The 14,751-nt window shown below is 71.7% G+C and carries 11 protein-coding genes; 4 read left to right on the top strand and 7 right to left on the bottom strand.

Features of this window, described 5'->3' with window-relative positions; translation table 11 throughout:
- Window positions 1-9 precede the first annotated feature (9 nt).
- The 4 genes from MTES_RS09550 to MTES_RS09535 all read right to left on the bottom strand — a co-directional run bounded on the left by MTES_RS09550 (window position 10) and on the right by MTES_RS09535 (window position 4,339).
- Entirely contained in the window at window positions 10-903 is an 894-nt protein-coding gene (locus MTES_RS09550; protein ID WP_013585045.1) for a carbohydrate ABC transporter permease, read from the bottom strand.
- The gene (locus MTES_RS09545; protein ID WP_013585044.1) at window positions 900-1,862 is read right to left on the bottom strand and encodes a carbohydrate ABC transporter permease; all 963 of its coding nucleotides are present in this window, start codon (window positions 1,860-1,862) and stop codon (window positions 900-902) included. Before MTES_RS09545 ends, MTES_RS09550 begins: the two co-directional genes overlap by 4 nt.
- Window positions 1,863-1,932: 70 nt before the next feature.
- Window positions 1,933-3,192: an ABC transporter substrate-binding protein gene (locus MTES_RS09540; RefSeq protein WP_013585043.1), complete on the bottom strand. Its 1,260-nt coding sequence runs from the start codon at window positions 3,190-3,192 to the stop codon at window positions 1,933-1,935.
- A 136-nt stretch (window positions 3,193-3,328) separates the two neighbouring features.
- Window positions 3,329-4,339 carry a LacI family DNA-binding transcriptional regulator gene (locus MTES_RS09535; protein WP_013585042.1) on the bottom strand — a complete coding sequence of 337 codons (1,011 nt, stop codon included), beginning with the start codon at window positions 4,337-4,339 and terminating at the stop codon, window positions 3,329-3,331.
- 192 nt (window positions 4,340-4,531) lie between these two features.
- Here MTES_RS09535 and MTES_RS09530 point away from each other — a divergent pair, with 192 nt between their 5' ends.
- A complete protein-coding gene (locus tag MTES_RS09530; RefSeq protein WP_013585041.1) occupies window positions 4,532-6,628 on the top strand; it encodes an RICIN domain-containing protein in 2,097 nt (698 codons plus the stop codon).
- Between the two features lie 195 nt (window positions 6,629-6,823).
- Here the strand turns inward: MTES_RS09530 and MTES_RS09525 are convergent, their stop codons facing one another.
- Window positions 6,824-10,576 (bottom strand): proline dehydrogenase family protein, encoded by a 3,753-nt coding sequence (locus tag MTES_RS09525; protein WP_013585040.1) that lies wholly within the window; start codon window positions 10,574-10,576, stop codon window positions 6,824-6,826.
- A gap of 162 nt (window positions 10,577-10,738) precedes the next feature.
- Here MTES_RS09525 and MTES_RS09520 point away from each other — a divergent pair, with 162 nt between their 5' ends.
- Entirely contained in the window at window positions 10,739-11,719 is a 981-nt protein-coding gene (locus tag MTES_RS09520; protein WP_013585039.1) for an acetylxylan esterase, read from the top strand.
- 19 nt (window positions 11,720-11,738) lie between these two features.
- Here the strand turns inward: MTES_RS09520 and MTES_RS09515 are convergent, their stop codons facing one another.
- Window positions 11,739-12,299 carry an acyl-CoA thioesterase gene (locus MTES_RS09515; protein WP_013585038.1) on the bottom strand — a complete coding sequence of 187 codons (561 nt, stop codon included), beginning with the start codon at window positions 12,297-12,299 and terminating at the stop codon, window positions 11,739-11,741.
- A gap of 48 nt (window positions 12,300-12,347) precedes the next feature.
- A complete protein-coding gene (locus MTES_RS09510; RefSeq protein WP_043361284.1) occupies window positions 12,348-13,250 on the bottom strand; it encodes a DUF817 domain-containing protein in 903 nt (300 codons plus the stop codon).
- Window positions 13,251-13,347: 97 nt separating this feature from the next.
- Here MTES_RS09510 and MTES_RS09505 point away from each other — a divergent pair, with 97 nt between their 5' ends.
- Both MTES_RS09505 and cofE read left to right on the top strand, forming a co-directional pair.
- A complete protein-coding gene (locus MTES_RS09505) occupies window positions 13,348-13,854 on the top strand; it encodes a GNAT family N-acetyltransferase (protein WP_013585036.1) in 507 nt (168 codons plus the stop codon).
- 1 nt (window position 13,855) lies between these two features.
- Window positions 13,856-14,608, top strand: a complete 753-nt coding sequence (cofE, locus tag MTES_RS09500; RefSeq protein ID WP_013585035.1) for a coenzyme F420-0:L-glutamate ligase — start codon at window positions 13,856-13,858, stop codon at window positions 14,606-14,608.
- Window positions 14,609-14,751: the final 143 nt, after the last annotated feature.

The following is a 14,751-nucleotide window of genomic DNA, read 5'->3' as shown; positions in this document are numbered from 1 at the left end:
GGGTCTCTCTCATTTCAGTCCCGACGTTCCGACGCTCTCGACGAACCGCCGCTGGATCAGCAGGAACAGGATGGCCAGCGGCAGCACCGCGATCAGCGAGCCCGCCATCATCACGCCCTGCGGGATGATCCCGCCGGGTCCCGTCAGCAGCGTCAAGCCGGAGGTCACCGTGCCCATCTCGGAGTCGGTCGTGAAGACGAGCGGCCAGAGCAGGTCGTTCCAGTTGTTGACGAAGGTGAAGATGCCGAGCGTCAGCAGCGCCGGCACCGCGTTCGGCAGCACGATGCTGCGGAAGATGCGCAGCTCGCTCGCCCCGTCGATGCGCGCGGCGTTGTCGAGGTCGCGGGGCAGGGACAGGAAGAACTGCCGCAGGAAGAAGATGCCGAACGCGTCGGCGGCGCGCGGGGCGATGAGTCCCGCGTAGGAGTTGACCCATCCGAGGTCGGACACGAGCTGGTAGATCGGGATCAGGGTCGCCTGGAACGGGATCATGAGGCTCGCGATGATCGCGATCAGCAGGATCTTGTTACCCCGGAAGTCCAGGCGGGCCAGGGCGTACGCGGCGAGGGAGTCGAACACCAACGCGAAGAGCGTGACCCCGCCGGCGAAGACGAAGCTGTTGGCGATCAGGCGGGCGAAGGGCAGCTCGGTGAAGATCCGCGCGAAGTTGTCGAACGTCCACTGCCCCGGGAGAAGGGTCGGCGGGTAGGCGTTCACCTCGGCCACCGGCTTGAAGGCCGTGAACACGATGATGAGGATCGGCAGCATCAGCACGAGGGTGGCCGCGGCGACCACGACGAGCAGGGTCACCGACACGAGGCGGCGACGACGGGCCTGCGGCGAGCGCCGACGGACGGGGATCGCGGATGCCGAGGCGGCGGGCGCGGGAGCGAGGGCGGTCATGCGGCATCCTTCTCTCGTCGTGAGAAGAAGAGGAACTGGGTCAGGCTCAGCACGAGGGTGATGAGCAGCAGCACGTAGGACAGGGCCGAGGCGAAGCCGAGCTCGAGCTTGCGGAAGCCGGACTGGTAGATCTCCATGACGATCGTCTGCGTGGTGCCGTAAGGGCCCCCGCCGGTCATGACATAGATCTGGTCGAAGGCCTGCAGGGCGGCGATGAGCGCGACGATGACGACGAAGCCCATGGTGTTGCCGAGCATGGGGAACGTGATGCTGCGGAAGCGCTGCCACGCGCTCGCGCCGTCGACGCGGGCGGCCTCGTAGAGGCTCGTCGGAATGTCCTGGAGCCCCGCGAGGAAGATGACCATGTAGAAGCCGAAGCTCTTCCACACGGCGACAAGCACGACGGCGGGCATCGCGAGCGTGGGGTCCTGCAGCACGTTTCCGAGCTGGATGCCGAGACCCCGGAGCCAGTAGTTCAGCAGACCGATCTGCGGGTCGAGGAGGTAGGACCACGCGAAGGCGGCGACCGCGAGAGACACGATGAACGGGGTGAACAGGGCGGTGCGGAACAGGCCGCGCAGCGGCAGCAGCGGGTTGTTCAGCAGCAGCGCGAAGGCGAGGGCCAGGGCGATCGCGATCGGGGTGAACAGCAGCGCGTACAGGGCTGTGTTCCCCATCGCGCTCACGATGTCGGGGTCGGTGAACACCCGCGCGTAGTTCTCGAGGCCCACGAACTTCTCGCGGCCGAAGCCGCTGGCATCCGTGAACGACAGGCGCAGGGCCGAGACCATCGGCCAGGCCACGAAGACCGTCAGGATGACGATGGCCGGGGTGAGGAAGGCGACCACGGTCAGGCGGTGGCGGGGGCTGTGCCGTAGAGGCCCGCGACCGCCGATCGGTGCCGGCGGGCGGTAGGCCCCGCGCCGGCGGGGCGGCGCGCTCGGGGCGTGAGTGGTCATGGTCGTCCTGTTCGAGAAGCGGGGGTGAGGACACGGGAGGGGCGACGCGGGCGCCCCTCCCGTGCGTTCGTCACTCGATGGCCTGCTGGATCTTGCTCTGGGCCGTCGAGAGCAGCTCGGTGACGTCGCCGCCCGCGACCGACTTCTGGGTGAGCTCGTCGATGTCGGAGATCACGTCGGTGCCGTTGACCACTCCGGGCAGGAGCGCGCGACCGGTCGGCGCGATCTCGCTGAGGGCGGCGACCACCGGGTTGGACGAGACGTCGCTCAGCGGGATGTCGGTGCGCAGCGGAGGCCAGCCCGAGGCGAGCGACCACTGCGTCGCGACATCTTTCTGGAAGAAGTACGTGAAGAAGGCCTCGGCGCCCGCGCGCTGCGCGTCGTCGGCCGACTCGGTGACGCCCATCGCGACGCCGATCGCCGAGGCTGCCTGCTCGGCGGGACCGGCGGGGATGGCGGCGATGCCGTAGTCGATGTTGTTGTCCTTGGCGATGGATGCCATCCACGGTCCGCCGACGTGCATGGCGGCCTTGCCCGAGCTGAACAGCTGGTCGGCGGCGATGCCGTCGAGACCCGTGGGCGAGATCTTGTCCTTCGTGATCGCGTCGGTCCAGTACTGGATGGTCTTCGCGTTCTCGGGCGAGTCGATGACGGCCTTGTCGCCGTCGACGATCTGCCCCCCGCCGCTGAGGAGCAGGCTCGGCCACAGGCCGTTGGCCACCGTGGCGTGGTCGGGGATCGCGACACCGTACTGTTCGGGGGTGCCGTCGCCGTTCTCGTCCACGGTGAGCTTCTTGGCGTCCGCCACCCAGGCGTCCCAGGTCGTGGGGGCCTCGGTGATGCCGGCGGAGGCGAACAGCGCCTTGTTGTAGAACATCGCCAGCGGCACGAAGCCGGTGGGGACGCCGTAGGGCGTGCCGCCGACCTTGATCATGTCGACGGCCTGGGGCACGAGGTCGGCGGTGTTGCTGTCGGACGAGGCGTAGAAGTCGCTCAGGTCGGCGAAAGCACCGCGATCGGCGTAGACCGGCATGCGCTCGGCCGGCATCGCCACGATCTGCGGGCCTTCCTTGGAGCTCAGCGCGGGGAGCAGGGTGTCGTCGATCACCGCCCACGTCTTGGTCTCGGTGGTGATCTTGTACTTCTGCTGCGAGGCGTTGAAGTCGGCGACGATCTGGTCGAGGACCTTGCCGTCGGCTTCGGTGTAGCCGTGCCAGAACGTGATCTCGGCGGGGCCGTCGGATGCGGTACCCGACGAGCCGGAACAACCCGCGAGGAGCAGGGCCGCGGCCCCCACCGTCGCGAGGACGGACAAGCTGCGCTTCATCATCTTCGATGCCTTTCGTGTGACTGCGTCGTCTTCTCGGCTCGGGTGCCGAGTCTGGTGCAAAGCAATTTACAACGATGGAGGTAAACGTTGTAAATGGATGATCGCCCGACCGTCGCGGGATGTCAAGCGCGCGATCTCAGACCGCCGCCGATTCCCTCTCGACGAGGCGGAAATCCGCGAGCACCTCGCGCGGTTCGGTGGCCGCGTCGCCCGTGATGCGCTCGACCAGCAGATCCACGGCGACGCGCGCGATCTCGGAGCGGCCGGGGTCGATCGTCGTCAGCGCCGGCAGGGAGTAACGGGTCTCGTCGAGGTCGTCGAAGCCGACGAGGGCGACCTCCTCGGGAATGCGGATGCCGCGCTCCAGCATCACGCGCATCGCCCCGAGCGCGAGGGAGTCGTTGAAGGCGACCACCCCGTCGAACGACAGTCCCGCATCGAGCACCGCGCGCATCGCGTCGGCGCCGTCGACGCGATGCCAGCGATCGACGGGCACCACGAGAGCCGGATCGACCTCGAGACCCGCTTCGGCGAGAGCGGCTTCGTAGCCGCGCAGGCGGAGCCCCGCGGACCCGACGATCTCTCCCGGGTGCGACCCCAAGGCCAGGACGCGCCGTCGCCCCGCGGCGAGAAGGTGCGCCGTGGCCGCGTGGGCCGCCTCGGTGTTGCGCATCGTGACGTGATCGTGGGCGGAGTGGAAGATCCGCTCCCCCAGCAGCACCATCGGCATGCCGACCTCGTCGAGGAGGGGCGCGTCGTCCTCCCCGAGCGAGAGCACGGAGTACAGCACGCCGTCGAGACCCCGCCTGCGCGCCCCGCGCAAGGCCGCGAGCTCGCTGTCGCGATCCGCGTCGAACTGCTCGATGAGCACCGAGAACCCGTGCGCGCGCGCCGCGCGCATGACGTCGTCGGCGAGCTCGGCGAAGTACGGGTTGCGCAGATCCGGCACGATCAGGCCGATCATGTCGGTGCGCCCGGATCGCAGCGTGCGGGCGGCCTGGTTGGGCCGATACTGAAGCTCGTCGATCGCGGCCTCGACCCGCTCGCGGGTCGCCTCTCGGACGTGCGGGTAGTTGTTGATCACGTTCGAGACCGTCTTGATCGACACCCCGGCCACGCGGGCCACGTCGTGCAGCGTCGCCGTCATGGCATCCCCCTCGTTCTGGTCGAGACTCTACAACGTTGCACACGCGAGTCTTGACGGCGAACCTCGCGGCCCTTTACGGTCGACCCGTCTCTACAACGTTGTAGTAGTGCGGTGGAGACATCACCCTGAGCGGGTCGCTGCGCCGACGCGGGCGCGCACCGGCAGCCGCCTCGATCCAGAGGAGCACAGAACATGCCACACCCTTGGTCCCTCGCGCGACGACGATCGCGCCTTCTCACCGCGGTCCTGACCGCCGCGGTCCTCACCGTGGGCGGGCTCGCCGCCGCGGCCCCCGCCTCCGCGGTGACGACCGGCAACGGCTCGCTGGTCTATTCGCCCCCGGCAGGTTCGTCCTTCAACCCCGAGGGCGGCACTCCCGCCGGCACGACGTACGCGAAGATCGTCGTCCTCAAGAACAACGGCTCGAACAACGGCACGCAGCTCGTCACCTTCGACAAGCTCGTCCTCCAGAACGGGCGACAGGTCTACCCGATCTACCGCAGCACCGACGACGGGTCCTCGTGGACGAAGATCGCCGACGTCGATCCGAGCAGCACCTTCCCCGGCTACACGCGCACGGCGCAGCCGTTCCTCTACGAGCTCCCGCAGGCGTCCGGCTCGCTCCCCGCGGGCACGCTCCTGCTGACCGGCATGATCATGCCCGAGGACCGCTCGAGCAGCCGACTCGTCGTCTACAAGAGCGCGGACCGCGGCGCGACCTGGTCGTTCCTCAGCACCATCGACTCCGGCGGACCCGCCGTGTACGACCCCAGCCCCTCCTCGACGACGACCACCGTCTGGGAGCCCTCCTTCGCGGTCGACGGCGGCGGCGGTCTGGTGGCGTACTACTCGGACGAGCGGCAGAAGGCATCCGGTGTCCTCCAGGCCGTGTCCTACCGCCGCTCCACCGACGGCGGGCAGACGTGGGGCGCGCTGTCCAACGTCTCCGCACCGCCGAACCAGAGCGACCGCCCGGGAATGATCACGGTCACCAAGCTCCCCGACGGGCGCTACCTCGCCACCTTCGAGGTCGTGAACCGCCCGAGCCAGTCGCAGAACACCGCACCGGTGTACTTCAAGACGTCCGCCGACGGACTCAACTGGGGCGACACGACCAGCATCGGCACCCCCATCCGTCTCGCCGACGGGCGCGGCATCGGCTCCTCGCCGTACGTGAAGTGGGTGCCGGGCGGAGGTCCGAAGGGCATGGTCATCGTGGCATCCAAGTGGTCGCTCACCCCCTCGGGCGCGATCGACGGCGGCCAGAACCTCTACGTCAACTACAACCTCGGCGCCGGCGCCTGGGAACGCCTCCCCATGGCCGTCACGTACGACGCGAGCGACACGCAGGGCGGGAACTTCAGCGGGTTCGCGCAGGGTCTCGACGTCGGCACCGACGGGCGCACGCTCTACCAGGCGACCAACGTCGAGAACACCGCCACCGGACTCAACGACATCCGCGTGGGCTCGATCCCCGTGGACGCCCAGCAGTACGAGGCCGAGAAGGCGACGATCACGGATGCCACGATCGTCACGCACGCGCAGGCGTCGAACGGTCGCAAGGTCGGCAACATCAACAACGCGGGGAGCTCGGTGCAGTTCACCGTCCGCGTCCCCGCCGCCGGTTCGTACACGCTGAACGTCCGGTACGACAACGGCAGCGGCAGCACGTCCACGCACGGCGTCAGCGTCAACGGCGGGACCAGCTCGACGATCTCCTACCCCGCGACCGTCGACTGGGGCCGCTACGCCTGGGCGCAGAAGACCGTGACGTTGAACGCCGGCGTCAACACCATCCGGTTCACCAAGGGCACGGGCTTCGCTGAGCTCGACACGCTGCACGTGTGGCGCTCCAGCGCGCTCGACCCGCAGTTCCAGGTCGTGAACCGCAACAGCGGGAAGCTCCTCGAGGTCGCCTCGGCCTCCCTCGCCGACGGTGCCGCCGTGGGGCAGTGGGGTCCGACCGAGAACGCGACGCAGCGCTGGACCCTACGTCCCACGGGGTCTGCGACACAGCTCGTGAACCTGAACAGCGGCAAGCTGCTCGAGATCCCGGGAGCCGCGACCGGCGACGGCGTCGACGCCGCGCAGTGGGGCCCCACGGGCAACGCGACGCAGAACTGGAACGCCGCGACCAGCGGCGGGTGGTGGACCTTCACCAACGCGAACAGCGGCAAGCTGCTCGAGATCGACGGCTGCTCGACCGCCGACGGTGCCGTCGCTCAGCAGTGGACCGCCAACGGTCTCACGTGCCAGCAGTGGCGCCTGGTGCGCGAGGGCATCCAGTAGGACCCGGGCCCGCCCGGCGTGCGCGATCGTGCGCCGGGCGGGCATCCCGCGCCCGGCCCTCGCCCCTCGCCCCTCGCCCCCTCACCGGGTTGAGTGTCCAAAACACCCGGACTCCTCGAGAAATCGTCCGGGTGTTCTGGACACTCAAGGGAGAAGTGGGGGGGTGCGCGGGCCGGGCGGCCGCGCGACGCGACCTCAGATGACCTCGGCGCTCCAGGCGTCGACGCGGCCGAAGCGGAACGCCCCGATCGACACCGCCTGCTCGCGCAGGAACGGCAGCAACTCGAGCCGGCCCGCCGTCGTCACCTCGTCGGCGTAGACCGTGAGCGACACGTCGCCCGCGACCGTCTCGGCGACGGCGGCGCGCAGCGGAGCGGTCGTCCCGGCCGGTCCGACCAGGCGCACGCGCGTCGGGCGCGGTGCCGCGAAGGCGGGCTCGACGGGGGCCTCCGGACCCTCGACCTCTTCCGCGGCGTCGGCGGACTCGGCATCCGGGATGCCACCGGCGAGCCGCTGCAACCACTCCGCGTCACTCTCGACCGACACCGCGACGTCCGCCTCGCCCAGCAGGTGGCGCACCGCCCCCGGAAGACCGACGGGAGAGCTCAGGCTGAACGTCGATCCCGAGCGCACGGCCGCGACCAGCACCCGCAGGACGGCCTGCCAGGCGGCGTCGGCCGTCGCGCGCACCGCGACGTCGGCGGGGCGATAGCGCCAGAGGTTCCGCTCGACGCCGAGGCGCGAGACGTCTTTCACCCGGCCGAACTCGCGGTCCCAGGCGACGGCGTCCGAGAGCGCTCCGCGCCGCAGCCAGTCGAAGGCCTCGTACGACAGGGTCGGCTGGGCGGCTTCGATGAGCGCGGTGATGCGGCTGTCGAGTCCGCGCAGGTGCAGCGTCGACGACGATGCACCGCCCGACGACGGCCGCCACGACCCCAGGGTCACGAGGCGGTTCGGTCCGCCCGACATCGCGCCCGACCCGGCGACCGCGTCTCCCCAGCCGCCGACGGGCTCGCGCTGCACCACCGCGCCCGTGGTCGGTCGGTTCACGCGCAGGACGGCGGCCTCCGCGCTGTCGATCCAGAGGTCGAGGTCCCGCGCGTCACGCGTGTGCATCCCGGCCACGTATCCCGAGCCGATCGCGTTCTGCAGCTCGATCGCTCGAGCCAGGGTGGAAGCGTGCAGGATGCCGAGCACCGGCGCGGCCACCGCGGCCCGGGTCAGGTGCGACCCGACGCTCACCCCGGTGCGCACGCCCGGGGTCCAGAATCGGCCGGACATCTCCGGGCCGAGGTCGAGCTCGCGCGGCTGGACGAGCCAGCGCTCCCCCTCCGCGAGGACGGTGAGCGCGCGGCGCACCTCTCCCGACGGCTCCTCGACGAGCGGACCGACGTCGGACAGCGGGTCGTCGGCCGGGCCGACGCGGAGCGAGGTGACGGCATCCTTCACCTGCTCGAGGAAGCGCGTCGACCTTGCGGCCGCGCCCACCAGGATCACGAGCGACGCCGCGGTCGCGGCCTGCCCCGCACGTGCGAAGGCTCCCTCGACGATGTCGGCGACGGCATCGTCGAGGTCGGCGGACGGGGTGACGATCACGGCGTTGCGGCCGGCGGTGAACGCCTGCAGGGGCAGCGTCGGCCGCCACTCGGCGAACCGTTCGGCGGTCGTGCGGGCACCGGCGAGGAGGACGCGGTCCACGCCCGGGTGCACGATCAACGCGCGGCCCGAGGCATCCTCGTTGAGATCGGCGTAGGTCAGCAGATCGCGCGGGACCCCGGCGGCCCAGAGCGCCTCGGCCACGACGGCCCCGGCGCGACGCGCGCGCGGCGACGGGGTGAGCAGCACGCCCGAGCCCGCGGCGAGCGCCGCGAGGGTCTCTGCCGCGCAGAGTCCGACGGGCGCGTTCCACCGGGGAGCGACGACGGTCACCCGGTCCGGCACGAAGACGGCGCCCGACACGCGGTCGAGTTCCTTGGCGGTGGCGGCGTAGTACGCGGCGGCGTCGACGGCCTGGCTCACCTCGGCGTCCGCTTCGGCGATCAGGGCCCCGCCCTCGGAGGCGAGCACCTCGATCAGTTCGGCCCGCCGGTCCTCGAGGGCGCGCGCGGCGGACTGGAGCACCGCGGCGCGGTCCGTCGCGGCGAGAGCCCCCCACGGTTCCGCGGCTTCACGCACCCGCGCGAGGGCCGCGTCGAGGCCGGCCTGGTCGTCGATCCGGCCCGCCGCCGCGGTGGCGTCCCCGGCCGTCGAACCGCTCGCGCGCCCGATGGCCGCCAGCGCCCAGGCGCGGTCGTCCGGCAGGGTCGGGTCGGTGTCGGCGACGTTGCGGAAGCCGGGAGCGCCCCCGGCGAGCTCCGCGCTCTCGCGCGCCGAGAAGACGGCCGTGTCGACGAACGCCTGCCCTCCGAAGAGCATCTGCTGCACGTCCGGGCCGAGGGCGGAGGTGTCTCCGGATGCCGCGGCCTCCCGCGCGATGCCCAGCACCGCCTGCGTGAGTCCGGGCTCGGCGGCGTCGCCGTCGGCGGGTTCGCGAAGGATCGCGGGGTCGGGCGTCAGCCCGCGTTGCGGGACGCGAGCGGACGGCGCGGGACCCTCGGCCGCGACGGCCGCGCGGTGCGCTCGCGCCGCGACGGCGGCCGTCTCGGGGGCGAAGAGGTCGTCGAGCGGCACGGTGTCCTCACCGGCCGCACCGTCGGGGGCATCGACGACGGGGCCCGCGACCGGCAGGTCCGGGGCGGCGGCGACGATGCCCGCGTAGGCCGACGTGAGCCGACCGGCGACGAGATCCAGGTCGTCGGGGTGGACGGCCGCGACCGTCGTGACGAACGGCTCGTCCGGTATCCACGACGTGCCAGCCGCGAGCACCAGGGTCAGGGTCGCGTCGGTGTCGGCGGCGACGGCCAGCGCGAGGGCGCCGCGCTCGGGGTCGCCCGTGGCGAACTCCACCGCGAGCCCCTCGCGCCCGCGCGCGCTGAGCGCTTCGCGCAGGGCCCGCACGGACTGAGCGTCGATGTCGTCCCGCCGGGTGAGCGTCGGGGCGTTCCATCCGTGCCGCGCGGCGGTCAGAGCCTCCGGCGTCTGCGGCGGTGCGTCGTCGAGGCGCACCGTCAGGCGCGCGCCCCCGGCGCCGGCGCGCAGGCGCCCCCACGCGGCCAACTCGCGCACGGCATCGAGGCTCTCGACGACGGCGATCGGCAGGGCGATGCCCGCGGCGAGTCCGTTCAGGCGAGGTTCCTCGAGCACACGGGTGAGCGCGGCCACGGTGAGGTCGAGGTCGTCACGCCCCTCGGCGGCGAGCGTGAGGTGCGTGCCGCTCTCGGCCGCGGCGAGGAAGAGCGGCAGCAGTCGTTCGGCGACGTGGTCGACGTCGGCGTCGAAGGCCCAAGCGGAGGAACGCGCGACGACGTCGGCGACCGACAGCGTCACCCGATCGACGTCGTCACGAGCCACCAGGGTCCGGATGCCGTCGACCCGCCGCCGCGCCGCGGACTCGCCGAGCACCGCCGGGCCGACCAGCCGCACGTCGGGCGTGCCGCCGCCCTCGGCCCGCGCCGCGAGCGCGGCACCGAGTCGCTCGGGGCGCGCGTCGACCGTGAGGCCCGCGATGAGCTCGCGCAGCGCCCGCCGCGCGAGGGGGACCGCCGGGGTGGGCAGCACCGGCGCGACCGCGCCACCGAGCTGCAGGGCACCGCGCGCCGCCCAGGGAAGGCTCGCGGGAAGATCGGCGACGAGACGGTGAAGCGCCGCGGCGGGGGCCGCCGTGCCCTCGGGGCGGAGAACGCCGTCCGCCGCGGCGGCGAGGAATGCAGCGGCCGCGGGGTCGGCCGGGAGCTCCCCGCGACGCGGCTCGCGCGGGACCGTGACGAACGAGGCCGCCCGCGCGGCCGCGCGCACGGGAACGGCGGAGGAGAGCGTGAAACCGGTGCCCCGCGGGTCTTCGTTGCTCATGTCGGCCAGCCTAGGGATCGCGCGCGTGGCATCCCGGCGGCGTGCCGGGCAACCCGGGGATCGGGGCGCCGTGGGTCGGGGCCGGGCGCGGGGCCGGCCCGCCCGCGGATCCCCCCGCATTCGCTACTGTCGGTGCAGCCCCCTCACCGTTGGAGTTCCCGCATGGCACAGACCTTCACCGACATGCCCCTCGAGCTGCTGCGCGAGTACCGCCCGGCGCTCACCGCTCCCGACGACCTCGACGCCTTCTGGGACGAGACGCTCGCCGAAGCCCGGGATGCCGCCCGCCCCGCCGTCCTCACCCCGGTGGACGGCCCGCTGCGGGCACTGTCGGTGCAGGACCTCACCTTCACGGGTTTCGGCGGCGACGCCATCCGCGGCTGGGTCGTGCGACCGCACGGCGACGAGGTGCTCCCCGCCGTCGTGGAGTTCATCGGCTACGGCGGCGGCCGCGGTCTCGCCGGCGAGAAGCACCAGTGGGCGTCCGCGGGCTACGTCCACGTCATCATGGACACGCGCGGCCAGGGATCGACGTGGAGCGTGGGCGAGACCCCCGACCCGCACGGCTCCGCCGCCGCCTTCCCGGGCGTGATGACCCGCGGCATCCTGGATCCCCGCGAGTACTACTACCGCCGCCTGTACACGGATGCCGCCCGCCTCGTCGACGTGGTCCGCACCCTCCCCGGGGTCGACCCGACGCGCGTCGCGGTCACCGGCGGCAGCCAGGGAGGCGGGCTCGCGATCGCCGCCGCAGCCCTGTCGGGCGACGCGGTGGCCGCGGTCATGCCCGACGTGCCGTTCCTGTGCGACTTCCCGAACGCGATCGTGCGCACGCCGTCGGCACCGTTCACCGAGATCACGCGCTTCCTCGCGGTGCACCGCGATGCGGCGGAGGACGCGCTGCGGACCCTGTCGTACGTCGACGGGGCGATCCTCGCGCGGCGCATCCACGCCCCCGCGCTGTTCTCCGTCGGTCTGATGGACGACGTCGTGCTGCCCTCCGGCGTGTTCGCCGCGTTCCACGCGCTCTCCTCGACCGACGCGGCGCTCGAGGAGTACACCTACAACGGCCACGAGGGCGGCGGGTACCGGCACTGGCTGCGCCAGGTGGCGTGGCTCGACGCGCGCTTCGGGCTCGCGTAAGACGCCCCGCCGCGGGCGCTCACTCCCAGACGCTGGGAGCCGGTCGCTTCGTCGACGGCAGCGCCGAACCGTCGGCCCAGTCGTGCACCCACTGCTCGATGTCGGGCAGCCCGTCGGGGCGCCCGACCGCGGCGAACAGCTCGTCGTGCGGAACGGTCCCGCCGGTGCGGCGGAGGATGCGCGCGCGGATGATCGCGCGGGCGTAGATCTCGCCCGCGACCAGCGCGCGGTGCTCGAGGTACACCGCGCGGTCGTCGTGCCCGATCATGCGCGTCTCGAGGTCGAAGCGCTGCCACAGCTCGAGCGAGCGGCGGAACGTGATGGTCTCGGCCGCCACCACGGCGTACCACCCCTGCTTCGTCATGGCCGCCATCAGGCCGGCGCGCGTGAGGAGATCCCACCGGCCGAGGTCGAACAGCGACAGGTACCGGCCGTTGTTGAGATGGCGCAGCAGATCGATGTCGGTGGGCAGCACGCGGATGCGGACGCGGGTCACCGTGTTCGGATCGATGGGCCCCTCGCGGCGGAGGCGACGGCGTGCGCGGAAGAGGACCAGCAGGGTCCGCCAGAGGACGTTCACGAGGGGCGAGCGTAACGATCCCACGACGGATCGGCGATTCCGTTGTGCTCAGCCCACAAGCGCTCGGCCCTCGTCTTGTGCCGGAGGATCCGGCTCCCGCGGCGGATACACCCACGTCACGAGCACGACCGACACGATCATGAGCAGGAACCACGACGAGAGCTTCGACACGTCGACCGGATGCCATGCCCCGACCTGCGAGGGATACAGCCACGCGCCGGCGTAGGTCGCGATGTTCTCCGCGAGCCAGATGAACACCGCCACCCCCGCGAAGGCCAGGAGGATCGGCATCCGGAATCGTCCGCGGAAGAAGCGGAAGTGCATCATCGTGCGGCCCCAGAGCACGACGACGGCGGCGATCAGGACCCAGCGGAGGTCGATGATCCAGTGGTGCGTGAAGAAGTTGGCGTAGATCAGGACGGCGACGACCGCCGTGAGCCACTGACGGGGATAGCGCGTGAACCGGAGGTCGAACAGGCGGTACACGCGCACCATGTAGCTGCCGACCGCCGCGTACATGAAGCCGCTGTACAGCGGAACCCCGCCGAGGCGCAGCACGCCGTCGGCCGCGTACATCCACGAGCCGACGTCGGTCTTGAAGAGTTCCATCACGGTCCCGACGATGTGGAACGTGACGATCACGCGCAGTTCGCGCAGGGTCTCGAGACGCCCCACCACCATGACGATCTGGATGAGGATCGCGGCAATCGTGAGGGCGTCGTTGCGGGCGAGCGGAGCGTCGGCCGGGTACCAGAGCTTCGCCGCGAGCACGACGGCGAGGAACGCGGCTCCGAACACGCACGCCCAGGCCTGCTTGAGGACGAACACGGCGAACTCGACCAGTCGCGCCCGGGCGCCCGAGGCGGGAGCTGCGGCGAGGAGGCGGTTCGCGAGGGCGTCGAGACGCGCCTCGACGGAGGTCAACCGGGGGCGTTCCGACACGGCGATCATGCTGGCATGCACGTCTGACAAAGTGCCGCTCGTACCGCATCATCCCGCGCGCGGCCGCCGATTTCCGCCTGGCGAAAGCCCCGCGTAGAGTCACGCCATGACCGCCGAACCCCGAACCGACATCGTCGTCCGTCCGGTGCGCGACGTGGATGCCGAGGCCCTCGGCCGCGTGCACGCCACCTGTTGGCACGAGACCTACGATCACCTGATCAGCGAAGCGGCCCTCAAAGCCGTCTCCCCCCGCCGCATGGCCGAGCTCTGGACCCACTGGGCCTCCCAGGGCGACGACTACCGGATGCACGCCGCGCTCGTCGACGGCGAGATCGTCGGCTTCGTCGGCTCTGGTCCCGCTCGCGACGACGACGCTCCGCGCGAGCGCGAGCTGTACTTCATCTACCTTCTCGATGCCTTCCACGGCACCGGCATCGGCCAGCAGCTCTTCGACGCCGCGATCGACGCCGACGAGGGCGCGTACCTCTGGGTCGCCGACGACAACCCGCGCGCGCACCGCTTCTACACCCGCAACGGCTTCGCGCTCGACGGCGCCTCGCACGTGGAACCCTTCCTCGGTGAGGAGCTCACCGAGGTGCGCTTCGTCCGCTGACGTGCTGCAGGTCTGGGCCCTCGACGGCATCCGTGAGATCACCCCGGGGGACGACCTCGTCCGGGTGATCCTGGATGCCCTCACGGAACCGCTCCAGGACGGCGACATCGTCGTCGTCACGAGCAAGATCGTGTCGAAGGCCGAGGGGCGGATCATCCGGGCCTCGGACCGCGAGGACGCCATCACGCGCGAGACCGTGCGGCTCGTGGCATCCCGCACCTCCCCCACCGGACACGTGACCCGGATCGTCGAGAACCCCCTGGGGATCGTCTCGGCCGCCGCGGGAGTCGACGCCAGCAACACCCCCGAGGGCACGGTGCTCCTCCTCCCCGTCGACCCCGACGCCTCCGCGCGGCGCATCGCCGAGGGGCTGCGCGCCGTCGCCCGGGTCGGCGTGATCATCACCGACACCCTCGGCCGCGCGTGGCGCGAGGGGCAGACGGATCACGCGATCGGGGCCGGCGGCATCCATGTCTTCGAAGACCTCCGCGGAACGGTGGATGCCGAGGGCCGCCCGCTCGTCGTGACCCTGCCGTGCGTGGCCGATGAGCTCGCCGCGGCCACCGACCTCGTCAAGGGCAAGGCGTCGCGCCGCCCCGTCGCGATCGTGCGCGGGCGCGGAGACCTGGTGGGAGAGCTCGACCTCCCCGGCGCGCGCTCGATCGTGCGCGACCCCGAGCGCGACATGTTCCGCCAGGGCGCCGACGAGGCGTACGCCGAGGGCTTCGCGGCGGGCCGCGCCGCGCGCGACTGACCCCGCCCGCCTCTCCCCTCTCCACCCCGGGGGTCGGTGTGCGGCCCGGCCGCCCGGCGCCGGGCTCCGAAACAACACGTCCGGTCCGAGAGCACACATTCCGACACCCACGGGACGCGTGATCTCGTGCGGATCGTGTGATC

This window comes from Microbacterium testaceum StLB037 (assembly GCF_000202635.1).
In the GTDB taxonomy this organism is placed as follows: Bacteria; Actinomycetota; Actinomycetes; order Actinomycetales; family Microbacteriaceae; genus Microbacterium; species Microbacterium testaceum_F.
This window is presented reverse-complemented; position numbering and strand designations above follow the sequence as displayed.